Source organism: Actinoplanes ianthinogenes, from assembly GCF_018324205.1.
Taxonomy (GTDB): domain Bacteria; phylum Actinomycetota; class Actinomycetes; order Mycobacteriales; family Micromonosporaceae; genus Actinoplanes; species Actinoplanes ianthinogenes.
This window is the reverse complement of sequence record NZ_AP023356.1, coordinates 7773152-7797646: the sequence shown is the minus strand read 5'-3', so window position 1 is coordinate 7797646 and position 24495 is coordinate 7773152. Positions and strand designations below refer to the sequence as shown.

Annotated in this window: 20 protein-coding genes; 9 read left to right on the top strand and 11 right to left on the bottom strand. The window is 72.0% G+C overall.

Features of this window, described 5'->3' with window-relative positions; all coding sequences use genetic code 11:
- Positions 1-420: 420 nt before the first annotated feature.
- Positions 421-2292 (bottom strand): propionyl-CoA synthetase, encoded by a 1872-nt coding sequence (locus tag Aiant_RS35150; protein ID WP_189333935.1) that lies wholly within the window; start codon positions 2290-2292, stop codon positions 421-423.
- A 142-nt stretch (positions 2293-2434) separates the two neighbouring features.
- Between Aiant_RS35150 and Aiant_RS35145 the strand changes: the two genes are divergently transcribed.
- The 3 genes from Aiant_RS35145 to Aiant_RS35135 all read left to right on the top strand — a co-directional run bounded on the left by Aiant_RS35145 (position 2435) and on the right by Aiant_RS35135 (position 5898).
- Entirely contained in the window at positions 2435-3538 is a 1104-nt protein-coding gene (locus Aiant_RS35145; RefSeq protein ID WP_189333934.1) for a sensor histidine kinase, read from the top strand.
- Positions 3539-3662: 124 nt separating this feature from the next.
- Positions 3663-4328: a response regulator gene (locus Aiant_RS35140; RefSeq protein ID WP_189333933.1), complete on the top strand. Its 666-nt coding sequence runs from the start codon at positions 3663-3665 to the stop codon at positions 4326-4328.
- Positions 4329-4395: 67 nt separating this feature from the next.
- The gene (locus Aiant_RS35135; protein ID WP_189333932.1) at positions 4396-5898 is read left to right on the top strand and encodes a hypothetical protein; all 1503 of its coding nucleotides are present in this window, start codon (positions 4396-4398) and stop codon (positions 5896-5898) included.
- 6 nt (positions 5899-5904) lie between these two features.
- Here the strand turns inward: Aiant_RS35135 and Aiant_RS35130 are convergent, their stop codons facing one another.
- Positions 5905-6687, bottom strand: coding sequence for an SMI1/KNR4 family protein (locus Aiant_RS35130; protein ID WP_189333931.1), 783 nt, complete (start codon positions 6685-6687; stop codon positions 5905-5907).
- 987 nt (positions 6688-7674) lie between these two features.
- Complete coding sequence (locus tag Aiant_RS35125; protein WP_229830842.1) at positions 7675-8325, bottom strand: TetR/AcrR family transcriptional regulator; 651 nt, start codon at positions 8323-8325, stop codon at positions 7675-7677.
- Positions 8326-8515: 190 nt separating this feature from the next.
- Between Aiant_RS35125 and Aiant_RS35120 the strand changes: the two genes are divergently transcribed.
- The 4 genes from Aiant_RS35120 to Aiant_RS35105 are packed head-to-tail and all read left to right on the top strand — an operon-like array spanning position 8516 to position 14019.
- Entirely contained in the window at positions 8516-9688 is a 1173-nt protein-coding gene (locus Aiant_RS35120; protein ID WP_189333930.1) for an acyl-CoA dehydrogenase family protein, read from the top strand.
- Positions 9678-10907 (top strand): acetyl-CoA C-acetyltransferase, encoded by a 1230-nt coding sequence (locus tag Aiant_RS35115; RefSeq protein ID WP_189333929.1) that lies wholly within the window; start codon positions 9678-9680, stop codon positions 10905-10907. Before Aiant_RS35120 ends, Aiant_RS35115 begins: the two co-directional genes overlap by 11 nt.
- A complete protein-coding gene (locus Aiant_RS35110; RefSeq protein ID WP_189333928.1) occupies positions 10904-12934 on the top strand; it encodes a 3-hydroxyacyl-CoA dehydrogenase NAD-binding domain-containing protein in 2031 nt (676 codons plus the stop codon). The genes Aiant_RS35115 and Aiant_RS35110 overlap by 4 nt, the downstream gene beginning before the upstream one ends.
- Positions 12931-14019, top strand: a complete 1089-nt coding sequence (locus tag Aiant_RS35105; RefSeq protein ID WP_189333927.1) for a CaiB/BaiF CoA transferase family protein — start codon at positions 12931-12933, stop codon at positions 14017-14019. The genes Aiant_RS35110 and Aiant_RS35105 overlap by 4 nt, the downstream gene beginning before the upstream one ends.
- Before the next feature lie 129 nt (positions 14020-14148).
- On the opposite strand, the gene Aiant_RS46700 is transcribed toward Aiant_RS35105, so the two are convergent.
- From Aiant_RS46700 to Aiant_RS35085, 4 genes are all read right to left on the bottom strand, one after another.
- On the bottom strand, positions 14149-15189 hold the full coding sequence (locus tag Aiant_RS46700; RefSeq protein WP_189333926.1) for a GGDEF domain-containing protein: 1041 nt from the start codon (positions 15187-15189) through the stop codon (positions 14149-14151).
- A 104-nt stretch (positions 15190-15293) separates the two neighbouring features.
- Entirely contained in the window at positions 15294-16853 is a 1560-nt protein-coding gene (locus tag Aiant_RS35095; protein WP_189333925.1) for a methyl-accepting chemotaxis protein, read from the bottom strand.
- A gap of 139 nt (positions 16854-16992) precedes the next feature.
- The gene (locus Aiant_RS35090) at positions 16993-17337 is read right to left on the bottom strand and encodes a UBP-type zinc finger domain-containing protein (RefSeq protein WP_189333924.1); all 345 of its coding nucleotides are present in this window, start codon (positions 17335-17337) and stop codon (positions 16993-16995) included.
- Entirely contained in the window at positions 17334-17717 is a 384-nt protein-coding gene (locus Aiant_RS35085) for a winged helix-turn-helix transcriptional regulator (RefSeq protein ID WP_189333923.1), read from the bottom strand. The genes Aiant_RS35090 and Aiant_RS35085 overlap by 4 nt, the downstream gene beginning before the upstream one ends.
- Before the next feature lie 93 nt (positions 17718-17810).
- Between Aiant_RS35085 and Aiant_RS35080 the strand changes: the two genes are divergently transcribed.
- Positions 17811-18674 (top strand): SDR family oxidoreductase, encoded by an 864-nt coding sequence (locus Aiant_RS35080; RefSeq protein ID WP_189333922.1) that lies wholly within the window; start codon positions 17811-17813, stop codon positions 18672-18674.
- A gap of 1288 nt (positions 18675-19962) precedes the next feature.
- On the opposite strand, the gene Aiant_RS35075 is transcribed toward Aiant_RS35080, so the two are convergent.
- A complete protein-coding gene (locus Aiant_RS35075; RefSeq protein WP_229830840.1) occupies positions 19963-20424 on the bottom strand; it encodes an aminoacyl-tRNA deacylase in 462 nt (153 codons plus the stop codon).
- A 49-nt stretch (positions 20425-20473) separates the two neighbouring features.
- On the opposite strand from Aiant_RS35075, the gene Aiant_RS35070 reads away from it, so the two are divergent.
- A complete protein-coding gene (locus Aiant_RS35070) occupies positions 20474-20848 on the top strand; it encodes a DUF427 domain-containing protein (protein WP_189333920.1) in 375 nt (124 codons plus the stop codon).
- Here the strand turns inward: Aiant_RS35070 and Aiant_RS35065 are convergent.
- From Aiant_RS35065 to Aiant_RS35055, 3 genes are read right to left on the bottom strand one after another with little or no spacing between them, the layout of a single operon-like run.
- Complete coding sequence (locus tag Aiant_RS35065; RefSeq protein ID WP_189333919.1) at positions 20835-21851, bottom strand: TIGR03617 family F420-dependent LLM class oxidoreductase; 1017 nt, start codon at positions 21849-21851, stop codon at positions 20835-20837. The genes Aiant_RS35070 and Aiant_RS35065 overlap by 14 nt on opposite strands.
- A 36-nt stretch (positions 21852-21887) precedes the next feature.
- Positions 21888-22739: a P1 family peptidase gene (locus Aiant_RS35060; protein WP_189333918.1), complete on the bottom strand. Its 852-nt coding sequence runs from the start codon at positions 22737-22739 to the stop codon at positions 21888-21890.
- 38 nt (positions 22740-22777) lie between these two features.
- A complete protein-coding gene (locus tag Aiant_RS35055) occupies positions 22778-24400 on the bottom strand; it encodes a methyl-accepting chemotaxis protein (protein ID WP_189333917.1) in 1623 nt (540 codons plus the stop codon).
- Between the last annotated feature and the right edge of the window lie 95 nt (positions 24401-24495).

Below are 24495 nucleotides of genomic sequence, written 5' to 3'. Positions count from 1 at the left end.
GGGCGACGTCCGCGGCTGGCCACGATCGCCAACCCCCACCGGGCTGGCCGTGGTGGCCCTATCCGTGCCTGGGCAAGGGCCATGAGCGCCAGCCCGGAACCCCCGGCTGGCCGTGACGGCCCTAACCGTGCCTGGGCAAGGGCCATGAGCGCCAGCCCGGAACCCCCGGCTGGCCCTGGCGGCCCTAACCGTGCCTGGGCAAGGGCCATGAGCACCAGCCCGGAACCCCCGGCTGGCCCTGGCGGCCCTAACCGCGCCCGGGAAAGGGCCATGAGCACCAGCCCGGAACCCCCGGCTGGCCGTGACGGCCCTAACCGCGCCCGGGAAAGGGCCATGAGCGCCAGCCCGGTAACTCCGGCTGGCCCTGGTGGCCCTATGCGTGCTTGGGAAAGGGCCATGAGCGCCAGCCTGGGGGACGGGCTAGGGGTGGAGCAGGGGGCGGAGGGCTTCGAGGACGGCGGGGTCCTCGATGGTGGACGGGATGGGGGCGTCGCCCGAGTCGGCGATGCCCCGCATGGTGGCTCGGAGGATCTTGCCGGAGCGGGTCTTCGGGAGGGCCGGGACCACGTCGACCCGGCGTAAGGCGGCGACCGGGCCGATCTCGGTGCGGACCCGGGCGATCAGGTCGGCTTCGACACCGGTCGGGTCGGCGCCGGACTTGAGGACCACGAAGGCTCGGGGCGCCTGGCCCTTCACCGGGTCGTGGACGCCGATCACGGCGCACTCGGCGACGGCCGGGTGCGCGGCGAGGACCTCCTCCATCGCGCCGGTGGAGAGGCGGTGGCCGGCCACGTTGATGACGTCGTCGGTGCGGCCCAGGACGTACAGGTAGCCGTCCTCGTCGAAGCGCCCGCCGTCACCGGTCAGGTAGTTGCCCTGGAACGTGGTGAGGTAGGAGCGGACATACCGCTCGTCGTCCTGCCAGAGCGTGGGCAGGCAGCCCGGTGGCAGCGGCAGACCGATGACGATCGCTCCCTCCGCGCCCGGCGGCAGATCATTACCGGACTCGTCGACGACCCGGACGCGGTACCCGGGCATCGGCACCGACGGTGAGCCCGGCCTGGTCGGCAACTCCTCGATGCCCCGCGGGCTCGCGGCGATCGGCCAGCCGGTCTCCGTCTGCCACCAGTTGTCGATCACCGGCACGCCGAGCAGGTCACCGGCCCAGCGGTAGGTCTGCGGATCGAGGCGCTCGCCGGCGAGGAAGAGCAGGCGCAGGGCGCTCAGGTCGTACGGAAAGAGGAATTTGCCCTCGGGGTCTTCCTTGCGGATCGCGCGCAACGCGGTCGGCGCGGTGAACATGCTGGTCACCCGGTGTTGCGCGGCCACCCGCCAGAACGCTCCGGCGTCCGGCGTGCCGACCGGCTTGCCCTCGTAGAGGATCGTGGTGGCGCCGGTCAGCAGCGGCGCGTAGACGATGTACGAGTGGCCGACCACCCACCCGACGTCGGACGCGGCCCAGAACACCTCCCCCGGGCGCACCCCGAAGATGTGCTCCATCGACCAGCGCAGCGCGACCGCGTGCCCGCCGTTGTCACGGACCACGCCTTTCGGCCGGCCGGTCGTCCCGGACGTGTACAAAATGTACAGCGGGTCGGTGGCCCGCACCGGCACGCACTCCGCGGGCGCCACGTCGGCGACCGCTTCCGCCCAGGTGAGGTCCCGCTCGGCGAGCACGCCGACCGGCTGCTCGGGGCGTTGCAGGATGACGCAGCGGTCCGGCCGGTGCGCCGCCTGCCGCAGCGCCGCGTCCAGCATCGGCTGGTACGCCACCACCCGCCCGGCCTCCACCCCGCACGACGTCGCGACGATCACTTTCGGACGGGCGTCGTCGATCCGAGCGGCCAACTCCCGCGCCCCGAACCCACCGAAGACCACCGAGTGCACCGCGCCCAGCCGCGCGCAGGCCAGCATCGCGATCACCGTCTCCGGCACCATCGCCATGTAGATCACCACGCGGTCCCCGCGCTCCACCCCGAGCCGCCGCAGCGCCCCGGCGAAGACCGCCACCTCGTCCCGCAGCTGCCCGTACGAATATGTCCTGGTCACCCCGGTCACCGGGCTGTCGTGGACCAGCGCGGCCCGGTCGCCGTGCCCGTCGTCGACGTGCCGGTCCAGCGCGTTGTAGCAGGTGTTCAGCTCGGCGTCGGGAAACCACCGGAAGATCGGCGCCTCGCTGTCGTCGAGGATCCGGGTCGGCGCGACGTGCCAGGAGATCGCGGCGGCGGCATCCCGCCAGAATCCGTCAGGGTCGGCGATGCTGCGCTGGTAGGTCTCCCGGTAGTCAGCCATGATCTGACGCTGCCGCCGCCGTCTCCGCTTGTCCACCCTTCTTCACTCCCCGGAAGTTCCGGCACAGCCGTTAGGGTGTCCTAGGAGGCTAGGCAAGTGCCCAGCCCGCCTGCCGGGTGTCGGGGCAGTAGGGTGCGACGGTATGGGGGACGGCTACCGGGCACGGCTCTCGCCGCGGTGGCGGCGGCTGTTGCTCCTGCTCGGGGCGGTGCTGGTCGCGCCGGCGCTGTGGGCCGGCCCGGCGGGGACCGTGGATCGGCTGGTGGCCGCCGGACTGGCGGCCGGGCAGGTGGCCGCGCTCTGGTGGCTGGACCGGGCGCCGCGGCGGGTGATCGCGGTCGTCCTGGTGGCCGGGACAGCCCTGCAATGGCTGGTGCCCGCGGTCGGGCCGGGGCTGGTCTTCGTGGTGCTGTGCACCTATGCCTGGACCCGGCCGGCTCGGGAGACGCTCGGGGGGCTGGCCGCCACGGTGGTCGCGGTCTGCGGGCCGCCCGCGCTTCAGGGCCGGTGGGCGCTCGCCGGGATCTGGCTGGCGGCCTCGCTGCTGGCCTGGAGCTGGGGTGCGCTGGGGCGGGCCCGGGAGGCCCGGCGGCTCGCGGAGCGGCGGCAGGCGGTGCTCGAGGAGCGCGCCCGGATCGCCCGGGAGCTGCACGACGTGCTGTCCCACACGGTGTCGGTGATGGTGGTGCAGGCCGCGGCCGCCGACGACGTCTTCGAGCTGAACCCGGGGCAGGCCCGCGCGGCGATCCGGCGTACCGAGGCGGCGGGGCGGGAGGCGCTCGCGGAGTTGCGGACGTTTTTGCGTACGGTGCGGGACGGCGACCCGGCCCCGGTGCCGGGGGACGCGCGGCACGACGCGCCGCCGCAGCCCGCGCTGACCGATGTGGAGAGGCTGGTCGAGACGATGAGCGGGGCCGGGCTCACGGTGACGCTGCGCCGGGAGGGCGACGCCGAGCCGCCGGCCGGCGTGCAGCTGTCGGCCTACCGGATCGTGCAGGAGGCGCTGACCAACACGCTGCGGCACTCCGGCGCGGCCAAGGCGGAGGTGCTCATCCGGATCACCGGCACGGAGGTGGAGCTGGACGTGCGCGACGACGGTCGCGGGGATGCGGGCAACGGGCCGGGCAACGGGATCCGGGGCATGCGCGAGCGGGCCGCCGTCCTCGGTGGCACGGTGACCGCCGGGCCGGATCCGGAGGGCGGCTTCCGGGTCTGCGCCCGGCTGCCCTGGCAGGCCGCGGCATGAACGCCGACGCGCGTCTTCCCGGGCGGGCCGCTCTTCCGTCGCGGGCCGCTGTTCCCCGGCGGGCCGCTGTTCCCCGGCAGGCCGCTCTTCCCCGGCGTGCCGCTCTTCCCCGGCAGGCCGCGGCATGAGCGTCCGCGTGCTGATCGTCGACGATCAGGCCCTGGTCCGCGTCGGGTTCCGGATGATCATCGAGGCTCGCGAGGATCTCGAGGTCGTCGGCGAGGCCGGCGACGGCGAGCAGGCGCTGCGGCTGGCCGCGCAGACCCGGCCCGACGTCGTCCTGATGGACGTCCGCATGCCCGGGACGGACGGCCTGACCGCGACCGCGCGGCTGACCGCCGGCCCGGACGCGCCGCGCGTGATCATGCTGACCACCTACGACCTGGACGAGTCGCTGTACGCCGCGCTGCGCGCCGGGGCCAGCGGTTTTCTGCTCAAGGACGTCCGCCCCGGCGACCTGGTCGAGGCGATCCGGGTGGTGGCCCGCGGCGAGGCGCTGCTGGCCCCGACCGCGACCCGCCGGCTGCTCGACCGGTTCGTCGCCGCCGACCTCAACCCGCCCGGCGCCGACGCCCGCCTCGATCGGCTCACCGGCCGCGAGCGCGAGGTCCTGGAACTGCTAGCCCGCGGCGAGTCGAACGCCGAGATCGCCGCCCGGATGACCGTCACCGAGGCCACCGTGAAGACGCACGTCTCGGCCATCCTGCGGAAACTCGACGTCCGCGACCGGGTGCAGGCCGTGGTGCTCGCCTACGACCTCGGTGTGGTCCGCCCCCGCCCCTCATCCTGAAGTCGTAGACGCAAGACCCCTCCTCGGCCGGAGGATCGGCGCCGCCGGAATTCCTAGCGTTTCAAGCATGCATCCGACGACCCGCACCGCGGCGACCAGAGCCGTTGTCACCCTGGTCATCGCGAACCTCGCCCTCAGCCTGCTCTTCGCCGTCCTCACCCTGGCCGGCCACGACGCCGTCCTGGCATATCAGCGGCAGCACCACCCCGGCACCGACCCGGCCGCGCTGGAACGGACCCTGTGGTCCCGCCCGGTCACGGTCTTCCTCGTCGCGCTGCTGTACCTCCGGATCGTCCGGCAGCTGCGGGCCGGCACCGCGGCGGCGCTGCGCCGGGTCCGGATCGTCGCCGTCCTCGGGCTGGGCGGGCTCGGGTGGTTGCTGGTCAGCGCGGAATACCCCGCTTGGCTGCGGGTGGTCGAGATTGTGCAGGTGCTGCTGCTGGCCGCGCTGGCGGTCACCACGAACCGCCGGACCGTCCGGTCCGCCTTCGACGCCGTGGCGCTGGTCGACACCCGGCCGCGGAACCGCGCCGCGGCCTGGACGCTGGTGTTCCTGGCGCCGGTGGTCGCCGAGCTCTGCCTCGGGCTGGCGCCGCTGCGGGTCGCCTGGGTGTTCCTGTTCTTCGTGCCGCTCTACGGCGCCGGGGCGCTGCTGATCCGGGAGACCGTCCGCCGCTTCGGTGGCGGGTATCCGAGCCTGCTGCTGCTCGGGGTCACCTACGGCCTGGTCGAGGAGGGGCTGGTGCTCCAGGGCATGACCAGCCCGCATCTGTACGGCGCGGCGGACTGGGCGCCGAGGCTGGCCGGCCTGAACACCGCGTACGCCGAACTGAATTTGATCTATCACCCGGTCTTCAGCGTGACCATCCCGATCATCCTGGTCGAGCTGCTCTTCCCCGCGCACGGGCGACAGCCCTACCTGCGCCGGGGCGGGCTGATCACGACGGCGGTGGTCGCGGTGCTCGGCGCGCTGCTGCTGCGGGTCACGATCCCGCCGTCCGAAGACCCGGGTTACACCCTGGCGCCGGTCGCGGCCGCGGTCATCGTCACGGTCGCGCTGCTGGTCACGGCCGCGGCGATTATCGTACGCACAAAGCACCTCCGCCCCGCGAACCCGCCGCGAGTCCTCCCCTCCCCCGCCGTGACCGGGCTCGCGGCCGGCGCCGCCGCCTTCGGCTTCCTCGCGCTGGTCTTCCCGTTCGCGGGGGCCGACCAGCCGTTCTTCACCCGCGGCGCCTGGTCCCTGCTGCCGATGGCGGTGGCCGCACTGCTGGTGCTCGGCGCCGGCGTCACACTGCGCCGCCGGCACGCACACCCGTCCTGGAATCCGCGCCATCTGCTCGCCGTCGCGATCGGCGCCACGGTCGGCCACACCCTGTTCGGCCTGGTCGCCAACGCGGCCTCCTGGCCCGACCGCGCGTTCCTGGCGGCCCTGGCCGCCCTCACCGTCCTCCTCGGCCATCGCACCGCCCACCGGCTCCGCAACGCCGCCACACAGCCGGGCCCGCCGAGCAACCGCCCCGAGTCAAGCTCGGTCCCGCCCGCAAGCTACCCCGCCCGAGCAGCCTGACAGGCTTCACTCATCGAAGCTGAACTCGAACTCGCCGCTCTCGATCCGATCGACGAGTTCGCCGACATCGCCGGTCTGGCGAATGCCGGTCTCCCACCCGGCGCTGGTGGTCTCGAGCAGCAGCACCGGTGCGGGGTCCTTCCGCAGATCCAGCACCAGCTGCTCGCGGGAGCCGTTCCCGCCGATGATCGCGATGCCCGGATGTGCGTCGGTGGCTTCATCCCATGCCTCATGGAGGCCGAGCATCTCGCGTGGGGTGTTGAGCCACACGTACGTCTCGCTCGCCAGCCAGCCTCGGCGGAACCAGGACGCGCCTTGCAGGTAGCTTCGCCAAGCTCGCGGCAATGGCCGGCCAAGGGCCTGCTCGGCTTCGGCGAACTCCGCATCGTCGACCGGGCCCCGGTAGTCGGCGTCCTCCACGATCACGCCGATGACGTGGGTATTGAGTCCGGCCACCTCATTCGCCGGGATCCGATACTCGGACTCATTTCGGCCGGTGCCCTCGAACCGATCCAGAAATCGCCGGGGCAGGTCGAACCGGGCCACGTATCCCACGCCCTCAGCGGGCACAATCCGCTCGCGGCAGATCCTCACCGCATGCCGGCGGTCGGATACGACCGAGAAGATCGGCTGGTCCGGTAGCCGTGGCGGCCAAGCACGCCATCCTGACGACGCAACCGCGTCGAGTTCGCCCTGCCCGACAGACCGCCACACAGTGACCGCGCCCGAGTCGTGGACGTCCGGCAGCTCCGTACCGAGCGCTGAGGCGCTCTGACCGTGGTCGATCATGCCGCCATTCTCGTGCAGGCGTTTCCGTCCGGCCGTCACGGGGTTCCGAGACCGCGTGACGGGTGCGGTTCCACGGCGTCCCGAATCGGCGGACCACGTCACCGTCCGCGGCCGGTTCCAGAGATCAAACCCCCGGCTGGCCCCCAGCGCCCTATCCCAACCCCGGAAAGGGCCACCAGCACCAGCCCGACACCCCCGGCTGGCCCCCAACGCCCTATCGCATCCCCGGGAAGGGCCGTCAGGACCAGCCCGACACCCCCGGCTGGCCCCCAACGCCCTAACCCAACCCCAGATAGGGCCACCAGGACCAGCCCGACACCCCCGGCTGGCCCCCAACGCCCTAACCCAACCCCGGAAAGGGCCGTCAGGACCAGCCCGACACCCCCGGCTGGCCCCCAACGCCCTAACCCAACCCCGGAAAGGGCCGTCAGGACCAGCCCGACACCCCCGGCTGGCCCCCAACGCCCTAACCCAACCCCGGAAAGGGCCGTCAGGACCAGCCCGACACCCCCGGCTGGCCCTCAACGCCCTAACCCAACCCTGGGAAGGGCCGTCAGGACCAGCCCGACACCCCCGGCTGGTCCTCAGGGGCCTGGCAGACGCGGGATCGGGCTACGGCGCTTGACATTCCGGGCACACGGGATGTTTTCAGTGCGACACCGGTCGGCTCTGGGCCAATCGACTGACGAGCGGGGTACCTCTGGGTCGTCTTGCGCGGCCGACGACGACCGTGAGGCCCGGCTCGGGTTGAGGGTGCGTTGCGGACATGGGTCGGGTGCAGCATCGCGCGCTGAGCGAACCCGCACGACACGCGCTGCGGTCCGGGGCGGGCCGCAGCATCGCGAGCCGACGGGCACGGGATTCCGAGTCGTACCAGAAAAGGAACCGGAAACGTGCGGACGGCATCGCGGCAGCGAGGATGGTTTGCCGGCGGTCGGGAACGTGCGGACGGCGTTGCGGCAGCGAGGATGGTCCTGGAGGCGCGGCCTAGGGGAAGACCTTCTCGACCATGGCGAGCAGGGTGGTGGTGAGCAGGGTGTGCACCTGGGCGCGGGTGAGGGCGCCGCGCTGGAGCCACTCGCGGGCCGTGTAGGTGCACATGCCGACGTAGGCGCGGGCCATGCCGCGCAGGGCCTCGTCGGAGCGTTCGGTGACGCCGACGGCGGCCAGGACGCTGTCGGCCGCCACGTCGATGGCCTCGGCGATCACCTGGTCGACGTCGGTGTCGCCGGCCATGCCGCCGGCGGTGATCGCGGCCAGCCAGGACGTGCTGTGCCGGGAGACGACGTCCAGGAACCAGGTGACGATGGCGTCGACGCGCTCGGCGGGGCCACCGGTCGGCAGGCGTTCCAGGGCCACCTCGGGGACGGTGAGCATCACCCGGACGACCTCCAGGTAGAGCTCCTTCTTCGTCCCGAAGTAGTGGTTGACCAGGCCGCGGGCCACGCCGGCGTCGCGGGCCACGTCGGTGGTGGACACCTCCGCGTAGGGACGCTCGCCGAACAGCCGCACCGCGACCGACATGATCTGCTCGCGCCGGGCGTCCGGCTCCAGCCGCCGCCGGCGGATCACCGGCATCGTCCTGGGCGCCGGCTCTGCTTCGCTGATCGCCACCGTCCCGCTATCCTCCCTGTTCACCGCAGCCCCACCGGCCCCGGGTAACGAGGCGGCCGGACTGGTGATGGCACAGCGGTGACCTTACGGCACGTCGATTCATCGGGTGGCGAGATGGGCGTTTCGTCTATGTTTCGATCGGGCGGTCAGATGGATGACGCCAATTCATCACACCCTTGTTGACACAGCGCCAATAGTGATCGAGGGTGTATCGATGCCGACGCCTGGACTGGAGGGCTACGCCGAGCCGTGGCGCAAGCCGGAACACGACGACCTGGCCGAGATGGCCCGGTCCTTCTTCCTCAAAGAGGTGGTGCCGCACGCCGCCCGCCTGGAGCAGCAGGGCCACCCCGACCGCGAGCACTACGCGAGAGCCGGCGAGCTCGGCCTGCTCGGCCTCTCGGTGCCGGAGCAGTACGGCGGCGGGGGCGGCGACTTCACCCACGAGGCGGTGCTCCTGCACGAGCAGATGCGGGCCGGCGAGGGCAGCCTCGGCCTGGCCGTGCACAGCGGGATCGTGACCGGTTACCTCGCCGCCTACGGGACCGAGAAGCAGAAACAGCGCTGGCTGCCCAGGCTGTGCAGCGGCGAGATGATCGGCGCGATCGCGATGACCGAGCCGGACGGCGGCTCCGACGTGCAGGCGATACGGACCCGTGCGGTCCGGACCGGCGAGGACTTCTTGGTGAGCGGGTCCAAGACCTTCATCACCAACGGGTATTTGGCGGACTTATTGGTCCTGGCCGTGAAGACCGATCAGTCCGCCAAGGCGCACGGCATCTCGCTGCTGGTCTGCGAGCTGGACGAGGACACGCCCGGCTTCCGGCGGGGCCGCAACCTGGAGAAGATCGGGCTGCACGCGAACGACACCGCGGAGCTGTTCTTCGACGAGTTCCGGGTGCCGGCCGCGAACATCCTGGGCGGGCCGGAGGCCGAGAACACCGGCTTCTATCAGCTGATGCAGCAGCTCCCCCAGGAACGCCTGGTGATCGGCGTGGGCGCCGTCGCCGCCATGCAGCGCGCGGTCGAGCTGGCCACGGTGTACGCAAAGGAACGTCAAGCTTTTGGAAGACCGCTCGTCGGGCACCAGAACACCCGCATGGTGCTGGCCGAGTGCGCCACCCGCACGCGCGTGTCACGAGTTTTCCTGGACGACTGCATCGCCCGGCATCAGCGGGGTGAACTGGACGTGGCGACCGCCGCGATGGCCAAGCTGTACCTGACCGAGGGCCAGTGCGAGGTCGTCGACCGCTGCCTGCAGATCTTCGGCGGGTACGGCTACACCACCGAGTACCCGATCGCCCGGATGTACGCCGACGCCCGGGTCCAGAAGATCTACGGCGGCACCAACGAGATCATGAAGGAGCTGATCGCCCGTGCCCTCTGAGGCCTACATCTACGACGGGGTACGCACCCCGCGCGGGCGCGGCAAGGACAACGGCGCCCTGCACGGGACGAAGCCGATCACCCTCGTGACCGGGCTGATCGACGCCGTGCAGAAGAGGAATCCCGGCCTCGACCCGAAGCGGATCGAGGACGTGGTGCTGGGCATCGTCACCCCGATCGGCGAGCAGGGCGGCGACCTGGCCCGCGCGGCCGCCCTGGTGGCCGGCCTGCCGGACACCACCGGCGGGGTGCAGCTCAACCGGTTCTGCGCGTCCGGCCTGGAGGCGGTCAACCAGGCCGCGTCCCGGATCCGCTCCGGCTGGGAGCACCTGATCCTGGCCGGCGGCGTCGAGTCGATGTCGCGCAACCCGATGGGCTCGGACGGCGGCGCCTGGTTCCTCGACCCGGAGACGGCGCTGGCCACCAGCTTCGTCCCGCAGGGGATCAGCGCCGACCTGATCGCCACCATCGAGGGGTTCACCCGGGACGACGTCGACGGCTACGCGATCCAGTCGCAGGAGCGGGCCGCCAAGGCGATCGCCGGTGGCGCGTTCAGCCGCTCGATCGTCCCGGTCCGCGACCCGAACGGCCTGGACGTGCTGACCGTCGACGAGCACCCGCGGCCGGACACCACCCGGGCCGGGCTGGGCAAGCTGCGGCCGTCCTTCGCCGGGATCGGCGAGCAGGCCGGGTTCGACGCGGTGGCGTTGCAGAAGTACCACTGGCTGGAGGCGATCGAGCACGTCCACCACGCGGGGAACTCGTCGGGGATCGTGGACGGGGCGGCTCTGGTCGCGATCGGATCAGAGGAGATAGGCCGAAATTTCGGACTTGTACCCCGGGCGCGGATCGTCGGCGCGGCGGTGAGCGGCGCTGACCCGACCCTGATGCTGACCGGCCCGACCCCGGCGACGGAGAAGGCGCTTTCCATCGCCGGCCTCAGCACGAAAGACATCGACCTCTTCGAGATCAACGAGGCCTTCGCCGCGGTGGTACTGAAGTACATCCGCGACCTCGACCTCGACCCGGAGAAGGTGAACGTCAACGGCGGGGCGATCGCCCTCGGCCACCCGCTCGGCGCGACCGGCGCGATGCTGGTCGGCACCGTGGTCGACGAGCTGGAGCGGCGCGACCTGCACCGGGCCGTTGTCACCCTCTGCATCGGCGGCGGCATGGGCGTCGCGACCGTCATCGAGCGCGTTACGGAGTTCGCCAAGTGATCTCGTACGAGAAGGACGCAGCCGGCATCGTCACGCTGACGATGAATGACCCGGACCAATCGGCCAACACGATGAATGCCACCTACGTGGCCGCGATGACCGCCGCCCTGGATCGCCTGGAGGCCGAGAAGGACCAGGTCACCGGCGTGATCGTGGCCAGCGCGAAGAACACCTTCTTCGCCGGTGGCGACCTGCCGTCGATGAGCCAGGCCCGGCCTGAGGACGCGCCCGCGCTGTTCGAGCTGCTCGGCACGATCAAGCGGGACCTGCGCCGGCTGGAGACCTACGGCCGGCCGGTGGTCGCCGCGATCAACGGGGCCGCGCTCGGCGGCGGGTTCGAGATCGCCCTGGCCTGCCACCACCGGATCGCGCTGGACGCCCCGGGCACCCGGCTCGGCTTCCCCGAGGTGACGCTCGGCCTGCTGCCCGGCGCCGGTGGCGTCACCCGGACCGTGCGGATGCTCGGCATCGCCCCGGCCCTGATGACCTGGCTGCTCACCGGCAAGCGGCTGAAGCCGGCCGCCGCCCGGGAGGCCGGGATGATCGACGAGGTGGTCTCGTCGCCCGAGGAGCTGATCACCAAGGCGAAGGAGTGGATCGCCGCCAACCCGGACGCGGCCCAGCCGTGGGACCGGCCGGGCTACAGGATCCCCGGCGGCACCCCGTCGACGCCGAAGCTCGCCGTGCAGCTGCCCGCCTTCCCGGCCACGCTGCGCAAGCAGCTCAAGGGCAACCGGATGCCGGCGCCCGAGGCGATCCTTCAGACCGCGGTCGAGGGCGCCCAGGTCGACTTCGAGACCGCGCTGGTCATCGAGACCCGCAAGCTGATCACGCTGCTCACCGGGCGGATCGCGAAGAACATGATCGGCGCGTTCTTCTTCGACATGAAGGCGGTCAACGGCGGCGCGGCCCGGCCGGCCGTCGAGGTGCCGGCCGCCACCAAGGTCGCGGTGCTCGGCGCCGGGATGATGGGCGCCGGGATCGCCTATGCCTGTGCCCGCGCAGGCTTGGAGGTCGTGGTCAAGGACGTGTCGGCGGAGGCCGCCGCGCGCGCGAAGGCCGAGGGCGACCCGGCCGTGCTGGCCCGGATCACGACCACCGCCGACGTCGAGGACCTGCGGGGCTGCGACGTGGTGATCGAGGCGGTCTTCGAGGACCCGAAGCTGAAACACCAGGTGTTCGCCGAGGTCGAGCCGGTCCTGGCGCCCGGCGCGCTGCTCGCCTCGAACACCTCCACGCTGCCGATCACCGGCCTCGCCCAGGGCGTCAGCCGGCCGGCCGACTTCATCGGGATGCACTTCTTCTCGCCGGTGGGCAAGATGCCGCTGCTGGAGATCGTGGTCGGCCGGGAGACCGGCGACGCGGCGATCGCCCGGGCGTTCGACCTGGGCCGCAAGATCAGCAAGACGCCGATCGTGGTGAACGACGGGCGGGGCTTCTTCACCAGCCGGGTGATCGGGCAGTTCATCAACGAGGCGGTCACCATGGTGGCCGAGGGGGTGCCGGCCGCGTCGGTCGAGCAGGCCGCGTTGCAGGCCGGCTACCCGACCGGGCCGCTGGCACTGGCCGACGAGGTCACGCTGACGCTGATGGCGAAGATCCACAAGGCGTACCTGGCGGCCGGGGTGAACGCCGGATACGAGAAGGCGCACGCGCTGGTCGGGGCGATGCTGGAGACGCACGACCGGCCGGGGCGGTCGTCCGGGCGGGGGTTCTACGCGTACGAGGGCGGCCGCCGCCAGAAGCTGTGGAGCGGGCTCGCCGAGCTGGCCACCGACGAGGGGCGCGCGGTGCCGTTCGCGGACCTCCAGGAGCGGCTGCTGTTCAGCGAGGCGCTGGACGCGTTGCGGTGCCGGGCCGAGGGGGTGTTGCGGACCGACGCGGACGGCAACATCGGCTCGATCCTCGGCATCGGGTTCCCGGCGTGGACCGGTGGCGTGCTCCGCTACGTGGAGCAGCACCCGGACTTCAAGGGGCGGGCCGCCGAGCTGGCCGCGCGGTACGGCGAACGGTTCGCGCCGGCATGAGCGCCGGCGCCCTGAGCGGCATCCGGGTCGTCGAGCTGGCCGGGCTCGCGCCCGGCCCGTTCGGCTGCATGGTCCTCGCCGACCTGGGCGCGGACGTCGTGCTGGTGGACCGGCCCGGCGGGACCGGACCGCTCGTTCCGCAGGCCGGGCCGTTGCAGCGCGGCCGCCGCACGGTCACCCTCGACCTCAAGTCGCAGGACGGCCGGGCCGGCCTGCTGCGCCTGATCGAGAAGGCGGACGTGCTGGTCGAGGGCTACCGGCCGGGCGTCGCCGAGCGCCTCGGCTTCGGCCCGGAGCGGTGCGCCGAGCTGAACCCGCGGCTGGTCTACGGCCGGATGACCGGCTGGGGACAGGACGGTCCGCTCGCCGCGGCGGCCGGGCACGACATCGACTACCTGGCGATCGCCGGCGCGCTGGAGCCGCTGGGCCGGGCCGGCGAGCGGCCGCACGCGCCGATCAACCTGCTCGCCGACTTCGCCGGCGGCGGGATGCTGCTCGCCGTCGGGGTGCTGGCCGCGCTGCTGGAACGCGAACGTTCCGGCCGGGGCCAGGTGGTCGACGCCGCGATGGTCGACGGGTCGGCGCTGCTCACCACGTTCCTGCACGGCATGCTGCACGCCGGGCAGTGGCGGGGCGGGCGGGGCGAGAATCTGCTCGACGGCGGGGCGCCGTTCTACGACACCTATCAGACCGCCGACGGTGGTTACGTCGCGGTCGGCGCGCTGGAGCCGCAGTTCTACGCGGCGCTGCTCAAGGGGCTCGGGCTGGACGACGACCCGGACCTGCCCGCGCAGTTCGACCGCGGGGCCTGGCCGGAGCTGCGGCGGATCTTCACCGAGCGGTTCCTGACCCGGAGCCGGGACGCGTGGGCCGAGGTCTTCGACGGGCTGGATGCCTGCGTGAGCCCGGTGCTCAGCCCGGCCGAGGCGCCCGGGCATCCGCACAACCGGGCCCGGGCCGCTTTCGTCGAGGTGGGCGGGCAGTTGCAACCGGCTCCGGCGCCGCGCTTCGGGCGTACGCCGGCAAGCGTGCCGCAACCGAGCCGGACCGCGACCGTGCCGGAGATCCTGGAAACCTGGAGCTGATCGCGCGGGGCCGCCCAGCCGGACCGTTTGCCGGACCGGCCCGGCTGGGCGGCGTTCGTGGCGCGACGTGGGATCAACGCGTGCGCGGGCGTTAGGTCGCGCCGATGTCGCGGATCATCAGATGGTGAATCATGCCGCTCGCCGGGCGTGTTTCTCGCGGTACATGGCGACGTCCGCCTCCGCGGTCAGCGTGTCGAGATCGGCCGTCCCGTCCACCGGGCGGACCGCCTGGCCGACGCTGACCCCGACGGTCACCGCACGGCCGTCGCCGATCTGGACCGGCCGGCGGATCACCTCGCGGATCCGGTCCGCGACCTGCGCCGCCCGCTCCGGGCCGGCGTCCGGCAGCAGCACCACGAACTCGTCGCCACCGAGCCGGCCGACCAGGTCGCCGGAGCCGATGATGGCGCTCAGCCGCAGCGCGACCTGATGCAGCAGCTCGTCTCCGGCCGCGTGCCCATAGGTGTCGTTGACCTGCTTGAACCCGTTGAGGTCGAGGAGCAGCACGGCGAGCCGCCGGCCGGAACAGTGCGCGGCGCGCTCGGCGAGATGGGCCCGGTTCGGCAGGCCGGTGAGGTTGTCGTGCCGGGCCTGGTGCTGCAACTCGCGGCGGACCTGGTTGAGGGTGTCCAGCTGGCGCGCGAACGCGGTCGACTGGGTGCCGGTGACCAGCGCGATCAGCAGGTTGATCAGGGCGCCGAAGATCGCGTCCCGGGGCTGCGACGAGCCCAGGGCGAGGCTCACGACCAGGCCGAACGACGCCGACGTGAACGCCCAGACCAACAGCGCGCCGGCGAGCCGGTGCCGGATGGCCGCGACGACCACCGGAACCGCCATGATCGGCCAGGTCACCTGACCGGTGTAGGCCTCGGAGATGGTCACCAGCCCGGCGACCACCACGCTGTCCAGGGCCACCTGACCGGCGCTCAGCGCGCTGTACCAGCGTCCTCCCGGACGCCGCCACCCGGCGAAGGCGAGCAGGTTGGCGGCCGCCATCGCGACGATCCCGGCGATCAGGCTGCGTTCCAGCGGCGCCGGCACCGGACCGGCGGTGGTGACCTGCATCAGGTAGGCGATCGTGGAGAGCCAGCCGAGTCCTCGGGTGATCAGGGCGGAGAGCTCGACCGTCCGGCGACGCGTCAGCAGGGACTCATCCGGCGGCACAGGCATATGCGTTCCATCGGCAAGGAACACCGGAACATGAGAACGGACCGGTCGCTCGCGCAACCGGCCCGCTCACTGCTTTTTCAGTACGACCTCTTTTGCGTACGCCCTCAGAACTTGAATCCGCCGACCAGGACGCGCAGCTCCTCGGCCGTCCGGGAGACCTCCTCGCTGGCCTCGCGGGTCTGGTTGACGCCGCTGACCGTGGCCTGGCTGGCCGACGACACGTCGTTGATGTTGGCGGCGATCCGGGAGGAGCCGGCGGCCACCTCGCCGATGCTGCGGCTCATCTCGCCGGTGGTGGCGGTCTGCTCCTCGACGGCCGAGGCGATCGTGGTCTGGAAGTCGTTGATCTGCGCGATCACCTCGGAGATCCGGTTGATCACCTCGACCGCGCCGCTGGTGTCCTGCTGGATGGCGGTGACCCGGGCGCCGATGTCCTCGGTGGCCCGGGCGGTCTCCTGGGCCAGGTCCTTGACCTCGCTGGCGACCACGGCGAAGCCCTTACCGGCGTCGCCGGCCCGGGCGGCCTCGATGGTGGCGTTCAGGGCGAGCAGGTTGGTCTGCTCGGCGATGCTGGTGATCAGCTTGATCACGTTGCCGATCTCGGCGGACGACTCGCCGAGCTTGCGGATGGTCTCGGTGGCCATCGCGGCCTCGGAGACGGCGACCGAGGCGACCTGGGCGGCGTCCGCCGCGTTGCGGGAGATCTCCCGGATCGACAGGCCCATCTCCTCCGAGCCGGCCGCGACGCTCTGCACGTTGCGGGAGATCTCGTCCGCCTCGGTGGCGGCCGAACTGCTCTGCCGGTCGGTGTTGTCGACCGCGGCGGCGATCTCGCCGGAGACGGCGGCCAGCTCGGTCGACGCGGTCGCCAGGGCGTCCGAGTCCTTGGCGATGGTGATCATCGACTGGCGGAGCTTGTCCAGCGTGCGGTCCAGGCTCTGCGCCATGGTGCCGAGCTCGTCGCGGCTGGTGATGCCGCTGCGCACGGTGAGGTCACCCTTGTCCAGCGCGTCGATGACCAGCCCGATCCGCCGGATCGGGCCGAGGATCGAGCGGACCATCGGGATCGCCATGCCGATCAGCAGGGCCAGGCCGAGGATGACCACGATGATGGCGATCCAGCGGGTCTGCTTGACGGTACGCTCGGTCAGCGCCTGCTGCGCCTCGACCTGTGCGGTCACCGCCTCGGTGATGGCGTCCAGCTCGTCGTCGGTCTTGTTGTTCATCTCGGAGATCTCGTCGGTCCGGTTCTTCACCGCATCCGGGTTTTTGACGCCCTCACTGACGAACTGCGTGATGAACGTGTTGAACGCCTCGAAGTCGCCGTTGTAGCCGGCGAACTGGTCGATGACGGCCGACGGCAGGTTGCAGTCGTGCACCCCCTGCGATGCCTCGACCGACGACTGCACGTCGTCCTTCGCGTCCCCGTTGACGTTGTGGCCGAGGGCCGACCGGAACGCGTCGACCTTCAGCTCGCTCTGCCGGTTGTTGAGGTGGTTGAGCGCGGCCAGGCCGCACTGCAACTCGCTGACGCGCAGGCCCTGCTGGGCCACCCGCTCCTGACCGACAAGCGCGATGGCGCCCATGCCGCAGAGGGCGACGGCGCCCGTGGCGACGATGATGCCCAGCCGCTTGGCGGTACCGATGTTTTCCAGGCCGAGCATCTTCCCTCCACGGTTGGCTGACTGACCACCAATTCGGCGGTGACTCAGGCCACCTGAGGGGGACGCGAGCGGTTCGGGCGGTTTACCGGGTTTCTTTCCGGTTGCCGCCCCTGATGTCCGATGTTTAGCGGACTCGCACCTAACGGTTGATCTTGGAGCGCCAGTCGGCGGGGACCGCGCCGGCCGGGCCGGGGGTCGGCTGCTCGGCCGGGCGGCTGGTCGGCGCGGCCAGCTCGGGCCCGGTCAGCACCTGGTCGGTCGAGTAGCCCCAGAACCAGTCCTCGCCCGGCTCGAAGGACTGGATCACCGGGTGGCCGGTCGCCCGGAAGTGGGCGGTGGCGTGCTGCGCCGGCGAGGTGTCGCAGCAGCCGACGTGCCCGCACTGCGCACACCGGCGCAGGTGGACCCACCAGCCGCCGGACTCCAGACACTCCACGCAACCGGTGCCGGACGGCGGGACATCGGGCTGAATCGACGCGCTCACGGGTGGAACCTATCGTCGTACGCGGCCTGGGCGACCCTAACTTGACCGATCTCACTCTCCAGCAGATCGATCAGCTCCTTGAGCTTGCCGGCCACCCGCGTGCCGAGCGGGGTCAGGCTGTACTCCACCCGGGGCGGGATGGTGGCCTGCACCTCGCGGACGACCAGGCCGTCGCGCTCCAGCGCCTGGAGGGTCTGGGCCAGCATCTTCTCGCTGACGCCGTCGACGCGGCGGCGCAGGGCGTTGAAGCGGTAGCTGCCGTCGTGCAGCGCGGCCAGCGCGAGACCGCCCCACTTGCCGGTGACGTCGGCCATCACGTGCCGGGAGGTGCAGTCCCGGGCGAAGACGCTGGGGATCAGGTCGTCGGCGGGATCTGTCATGCGTCACAGAGTACATCCCCGGAGTTGGCACTTTCGAAAAGTTAGTGCATTCTGTGATGCAGCACTTCCCAACGAACCGTCTAGGAGTTCGACATGACCACCATCGCTGTCACCGGCGCCACCGGGCACCTCGGCCGTCTCGTCGTCGAGGCCCTGCTCAGCCGGGGTGTCGAGGCCGGTTCGATCGTCGCCGCGGTGCGCACCCCGGCGAAGGCGGCCGGCCTGCTCGCCCGCGGCGTGCAGGTGCGCGAGGCCGATTACGAGCGCCCCGAGACGCTGGCCACCGCGTTCGCCGGCGTCGACAGGCTGCTGCTGATCTCCAGCAACGCGGTCGGCAACCGGATCGAGCAGCACACCGCGGCGATCGAGGCGGCCAAGGCGGCCGGGGTGACGTTCGTGGCGTACACCAGCGTGCTGCGGGCCGACACCACGCCGATCCTGCTGGCCGCCGACCACAAGGCCACCGAGTCGGTGCTGGCCGCGTCCGGGCTGGCGCACTCGTTCCTGCGCAACGGGTGGTACACCGAGAACTACACGGCGCAGCTCCCGACCGTGCGGGCCACCGGCTCGTTCCTGGGCAGCGCGGGCGACGGCCGGATCGCCGCGGCGACCCGGGCCGACTACGCCGAGGCGGCGGCCGCGGTGCTCACCGCCGGCGATCCCAAGAGCGTCTACGAGCTGGGCGGCGACGCGCCGTTCACGATGGCCGAGCTGGCCGCGGAGGTGAGCCGCCAGGTGGGCGCCGAGATCGGCTACACCGACGTGCCGGCCGACAAGCTGGTCGAGATCCTGAGCGGCGCTGGCGTACCGGAGGGCTTCGCCGCCATCCTGGCCGACACCGACGTCCACATCCGCGCCAACGGCGTCCTCGACAACCCGGGCAGCGACCTGCGTGATCTGATCGGCCGCCCGACCACGCCGCTCGCTGACGCGGTCGCGGCCGCCCTCAAGGCCTGACCCCGCCCACTCCCGGTCCGCCACCGCCGCCGGCTAACGGTCGGCGGCACGGGCTGGCGCCCATGGCCCCATCCCAGGCGGGCATGGGGCCATGAGGCCCAGCCCGAGGTGGTCGGGCTGGCGCTCACGGCCCTAACCCGCACCCGGATAGGGCCACCAGAACCAGCCCGAACCACCGAGCTGGCACCCACAGCCCTAACCCGCACCCCGACAGGGCCACCAGCACCAGCCCGAACCTCCGAGCTGGCGCTCATAGCCCTAACCCGCACCCGGAAAGGGCCACCAAGACCAGCCCTAGCCACCGAGCTGGCGCTCACGGCCCTAACCCGGACCCGGATAGGGCCACAGGAGCCAGCCCGAACCACCGAGCTGGCGCTCATAGCCCTAACCCGCACCCGGAAAGGGCCACCAAGACCAGCCCGAACCACCGAGCTGGCACCCACGGCCCTAACCCGGACCTGGACAGGGCCACAGGAGCCAGCCCGAACCACCGAGCTGGCACCCACGGCCCTAACCCGGACCTGGACAGGGCCACAGGAGCCAGCCCGAACCACCGAGCTGGCACCCACGGCCCTAACCCGGACCTGGACAGGGCCACAGGAGCCAGCCCGAACCACCGAGCTGGCACCCACGGCCCTAACCCGGACCTGGACAGGGCCACAGGAGCCAGCCCGAACCACCGAGCTGGCACCCACGGCCCTAACCCGGACCTGGACAGGGCCACAGGAGCCAGCCCGAACCACCGAGCTGGCGCTCATGGCCCTAACCCCGATACGGATAGGGCCACCAAGACCAGCCGGCACCACCGAGCTGGCGCTCATGGCCCTAACCCGGATACGGATAGGGCCACCAGGACCAGCCAGCTAACGCGGTAGGCAGGGCAGACGGCGTTACCGGGGTTGGTACGCCGCGCGGCGTACTGGAAAGGGCGTGCCGCGGTCAGGAGCGGTGGCCGCGGACCGGGACCGGGCGCGGACCAGGTCTGACCGTGGCCGGCCGACGCCATGCCAGGGCGGCCGGGGCCGTGAGCAACAGCTCCGTTGCCTGGCACGCAGACAGCGACCAAGTGCGGACCGCACCCGGCGGCCGGGACCGGACCGGGCTCGGGCCCGGGCGATTTCCGGGCCGGCGCGACCGCGTAGAACACCGGCGCGACCGCGTAGAACGTCGGCGCGACCGCGTAGAACGCCAGGGCGACCGCGTAGAACGCCGGCGCGACGGCGTCGAACGGGGTGGGCATTGCAGGACCGGGTTCGGGTAGGGCCGCATCCCGGTGCGGACTGAGCGGTCAGGCGGGGTCGGTGACGTCGGCGAAGGTGCCGCCCAGGGCGGCGACGGCGGCGTCGGCGGCCACGCGGAGGCCGACGCCGCGTTCGCCGGCGCCGAGGTTGATGGTGCGGCCGACGGTGCGGGAGTCGGCGACGACCGGCCATGCGGTCGCCGAGCCGAACGGGGTGATCGTGCCCCGCTCGTAGCCGGTGGCCGCCTTGGCGGTGGCGGCGTCCGGCATGGACAGCCGGTTGACTCCGAGGAGAGCGCGCAGTTTGGACCAGGAGATCGACCGGTCGGCGGGGACCAGGACGAACAGGTAGTCGTCCGGGCCACGACGGACGACCAGGGTCTTGACCAGGTCACGCAGCTCGACGCCCTGCTGGGCGGCGGCCTCGGCGGCGCTGCCGGCCGGGCCGTGCCGGATCACCTCGTGGCTGATCCCGGACTCGGTCACGGCGGCGATCGCGGCATTCGTCACTGGATCACCGTAGTAGCTTCGGAATCGTCCGACTGAGGAGGCAACCCCGATGACAGAGCGGCCCAAGTTGGTGCCCGGACCGGACCACCCCATCACCGTCACGCCGACCGGGAAGCGCGTGGTGGTGACCGTCGCGGGCAAGGTGGTGGCGGACACCGTGAACGCGCTGAGCCTGAAGGAGGCGACGTATCCGGTGGTGCACTATGTGCCGCTGGCCGACGTCGACCGGTCGCTGCTGGAGCGCAGCACGACGCAGACCTATTGCGGGTACAAGGGAGACGCCACCTACTACTCGATTCCGATCGGCGGTGACCGGTCCGTCGACGCGATCTGGGAGTACCGCGAGCCGTCCGCCGCGGTGGCGCAGATCAAGGACCACGTCGCGTTCTATCCGGACCGGGTCGACGAGATCAAGATCGGTTAGACGTACGCAACGCGCTGCGGACCGCTGCCAGTTGGTAGCGGTCCGCTTCGTACGGTGTGTAGAGCGAGATGCGGTCGATGGTGGCGCCGAACCGCGCGGTGAGCCCGGCCGCCACCGTGGCCGGGTCCCCGGCGACGGCGAAGGCGTCCAGCACCTCGTCGGAGATCTCGGCGGCCATCGCGGCCCACTCCTGGCGGCGGGACAACGCGTTGAGGCGGTCGGCCAGCTCACCCCAGCCGTGCACCTCGAGCACCGGACGGTACGCCGGGGTGGAGGCGTAGAAGGCGATCTGCCCGCGCACCGCCTGCTCGGCCCGGGCCCGCTGTGCCGGGTCGGCGCCGAGCACCACCATGGCGCTCAGGCCCAGGCTGAAGTCGTCGAGCGCGCCGCCGCGGGCCTCGCGCAGGGTCGGCAGGATGCGCTCGGTCAGGTACGCCACACTGGTCAGGGGATGCACCAGCAGCCCGTCGGCGACCCGCCCGGCCACCGCGGTCATCCGCTCCCCCACCGCGGCCAGCTCGACCGGCGGGTTGCCGTGCGGGTTCGGCCCCGGGTCGAAGAACTCGGTCATCAGGGTGTGCTTGTAGAACTCGCCGCGGAACAGCAGCCGCTCGCCGGTGGCCCAGGCCTGCCAGATCGCCCGGAGCGCGGCGACGAACTCCTCCATCCGCGCGGCCGGCCTGCTCCACGGCATCGCGAACCGGCGCTCGATGTGCGGCTTGACCTGCGAGCCGAGCCCGAGCCGGAACCGGCCCTCGGAGATCAGCTGGAGGTCGTTGCCGAGCACCGCCACGGTCATCGGGTTGCGCGCGAACGCCACCGCGATCCCGGACTGGAGCGAGATCCGCTCGGTGGCCCGGGCCACCAGGGCCAGCGTGGTGAAGACGTCGTGCTTGGTCTCCGCGGCGCCGAAGCCGTCATATCCCACCTGTTCGGCCGAGACGGCGGCGGCTTCCGCCTCGGCGGGGGACGCGGCGACGGGCGCGCTGAAGTCAACCAGCATCACACAGTGATAACACCGGCATGTTTCGGGTGATCGTCAGGGGTGGGTCCCGGCGGCGCGCCGGATCGCCGACGCCATCACCTCGGTGGTGACCGCGCGGAGCAGGTCCAGGTCGACGCCGTCGGTGACCTCGCCGCTGGCCAGGGCGACCACGGCGTCACCGTCGTAGCGGGAGTGCGCCGGGTGCAGGGCGCGGGCGAACCCGCCGTGGCCGCTCTGGGCGAGCAGGTGACAGTCCGCCTTGCCGAGCGCGGCGTCGGTGAGGACCACGGCGATCGTGGTGTTCTCCCGGCCGAACGGGGCGGCCGGCCGATAGGTCTCGTCGCCGCCGAACACCGGCTCGCCCGCGGGGGTGAGGACGTCGCCCCAGGCGTTGACGACGGCCAGGGCGGTGACCCGCGCCGGACCGGCCCGGCCGTCCGCGCGGCCCAGGCCGCCCGGGTCGGCGCGACCCCGCCACCTGCCGGTGCTCGCGCCGGCGCCGGCCCCGGCCCGGCCGAGGGCGAGCGGGTCGCCGGCCAGCGCCGCGAGCGCCGCCCGCCGGCCGGACTCCGCGTCCGGCGGGGTGGTGGCCACCGACTCGTCGAAGATCGACATGCCGACCACGATCGGGACCGGGCCGTACGGCGTCGGGAAGCCGAGGCCACGCTCGCGCAGGACGGTCATCACGCCGTCGGCGGCGGCCAGGCCGAACGCCGAGCCGCCGGAGAGCACGACCGCGTCCACCCGGTCGACCGTCCGCAGCGGGTGGAGCAGGTCGAACTCGCGGGTGGCCGGGGCGCCGCCGCGGACCTCGCCGGAACCGACGGTGCCCGGCGGCGGCAGGATGACGGTGACGCCGGTGCCGGCGCCGGTCCAGTTCCCGGCGTGGGCGGTGAGAAGCTGCACCCGATCAGCGTAGGACCGGTGCTCCGGGCGTACCGAAACTAGTAGTTGAATTTGCTGACCAGGGCGGTCAGCTCGGTCGACATGCGGGCCAGCTCGGCGGTGGTCTGCTGGGAGCGCTCGACGCCGTCGCTGGTGGAGCGGGCGGCCTCGGCCACGCCGGTGATGTTCTGGGCGATGTCGCCGGTGCCGGCGGCGGCCTCGCTGACGCTGCGGTTCATCTCGGCGGTGGTCGCGGTCTGCTCCTCCACAGCGGACGCGATGGTGGTCTGGAAGTCGCTGATCCGGGCGATCACCCGGGTGATCTCCTCGATCGCGCTGACCGCGCCGGACGTGTCGGCCTGGATCGCCTCGACCCGCTGGGAGATGTCCTCCGTGGCCCGTGCGGTCTCCTGGGCCAGATCCTTGACCTCGCTGGCGACCACCGCGAAACCCTTGCCGGCCTCGCCCGCGCGGGCCGCCTCGATGGTCGCGTTGAGCGCGAGCAGGTTGGTCTGCTCGGCGATGCTGGTGATCGTCCGGATCACGTCGCCGATCTCCGCGGAGGAGGCGCCGAGCTGGTTCATCGTGGCCGAGGTCCGCGACGCGAGGTCGACGGCGGCGCCCGCGACCTGGGCGGCCTCGGTGGCGTTCTGGGAGATCTCGCGGATCGACGCGCCCATCTCCTCGCTGCCCGCGGAGACGGTGTCGACGCTGCGGGAGATCTCCTCGGCGGCGGCCGACACGGTCTGCGCCTGGCTGGTGGTGCGCTCCGCGGAGCCGGCGATCTCGGTGGCCACCTGGTTGACCCGCTCCGCGGCGCCGGCCAGCGAGATCGCCGACCGGTCGATGGTGGCCACCGTGTGTCGCAGGTTGACCAGCGCGGCGTCGAGCGCCCGGCCCATCTGCCCGGTCTCGTCGTTGCCGGTCAGCCCGGTACGACCGGTCAGGTCCCCGGCGGCCAGCCCGGTGCAGACCACCTTGACCCGGGTCAGCGCCCCGACCACCGAACGGATCACCAGCCAGCCGACCAGCACGGCGAGCAGGTTGCCCAGCACCGCGACCGTGATGATCAGGTTGCGGTTGGTGCGATAGGTCGAGGCGGCGCCCGCGGCGGCCGCCGCCGCCTCCACCGACTCGGCCTCGCCCAGCTCGGTGAACCTGGCCTTCACCCGGTCGATGATCGGCGAGGTCTGCTCGTCCCGGACCTGGGCGTACGCGATCATGTCCTTCCTGAGCGCGTTGGCGATCTGCTTGCTCTCCACCAGCCGGCGGTACTCGTTCCAGCTGCGCACCAGCGCGTCGATCGTCTCCGGCGTCCCGGCCGGATCCGTCTCGCGGTAGTCGGCGAGCCCGCTGTCGAAGCCGGTGAAGCCGTCCCGGACGCGCTGCTCGTACTTGGTGTTGTCGGTGGCGGACCGGGAGATCAGCAGGTTGGCCATGTCGTTGCGGACCGCCACCGCGATCGTCTCCAGCTCGGCGAGCGCGGCGTCACTGGCCATGTTCGAGGCGTAGAGCTCGTGGGCGGCGGCGGCCGACCGGCTCAGCGCGCGGGTGGCCAGGACACCGGCGACGATCGAGATCAGCACGCCGATCCCGATGATCGAGCCGATCTTCTGCCGGACCCCGAGGTCGGCCAGGAAGCTGCGCCACCCGGGCGGATCGGGCAGGATCGTCGCGCTCATCAGGTCCCCCGTCGTCGGCCGCCTTTCACGGTACGAGGGGATTTGCCCCGTGCGGGGCGGTTCGCGCGGCCTCATCCGGCCCAGGGGCACCGGCG

Coding starts and splice junctions, on each gene's coding strand:
- Aiant_RS35150 (WP_189333935.1), bottom strand. CDS start 2,292: ATGGCTGACTACCGGGAGACCTACCAGCGCAGCATCGCCGACCCTGAC.
- Aiant_RS35145 (WP_189333934.1), top strand. CDS start 2,435: ATGGGGGACGGCTACCGGGCACGGCTCTCGCCGCGGTGGCGGCGGCTG.
- Aiant_RS35140 (WP_189333933.1), top strand. CDS start 3,663: ATGAGCGTCCGCGTGCTGATCGTCGACGATCAGGCCCTGGTCCGCGTC.
- Aiant_RS35135 (WP_189333932.1), top strand. CDS start 4,396: ATGCATCCGACGACCCGCACCGCGGCGACCAGAGCCGTTGTCACCCTG.
- Aiant_RS35130 (WP_189333931.1), bottom strand. CDS start 6,687: ATGATCGACCACGGTCAGAGCGCCTCAGCGCTCGGTACGGAGCTGCCG.
- Aiant_RS35120 (WP_189333930.1), top strand. CDS start 8,516: ATGCCGACGCCTGGACTGGAGGGCTACGCCGAGCCGTGGCGCAAGCCG.
- Aiant_RS35105 (WP_189333927.1), top strand. CDS start 12,931: ATGAGCGCCGGCGCCCTGAGCGGCATCCGGGTCGTCGAGCTGGCCGGG.
- Aiant_RS46700 (WP_189333926.1), bottom strand. CDS start 15,189: ATGCCTGTGCCGCCGGATGAGTCCCTGCTGACGCGTCGCCGGACGGTC.
- Aiant_RS35095 (WP_189333925.1), bottom strand. CDS start 16,853: ATGCTCGGCCTGGAAAACATCGGTACCGCCAAGCGGCTGGGCATCATC.
- Aiant_RS35085 (WP_189333923.1), bottom strand. CDS start 17,717: ATGACAGATCCCGCCGACGACCTGATCCCCAGCGTCTTCGCCCGGGAC.
- Aiant_RS35080 (WP_189333922.1), top strand. CDS start 17,811: ATGACCACCATCGCTGTCACCGGCGCCACCGGGCACCTCGGCCGTCTC.
- Aiant_RS35070 (WP_189333920.1), top strand. CDS start 20,474: ATGACAGAGCGGCCCAAGTTGGTGCCCGGACCGGACCACCCCATCACC.
- Aiant_RS35065 (WP_189333919.1), bottom strand. CDS start 21,851: ATGCTGGTTGACTTCAGCGCGCCCGTCGCCGCGTCCCCCGCCGAGGCG.
- Aiant_RS35055 (WP_189333917.1), bottom strand. CDS start 24,400: ATGAGCGCGACGATCCTGCCCGATCCGCCCGGGTGGCGCAGCTTCCTG.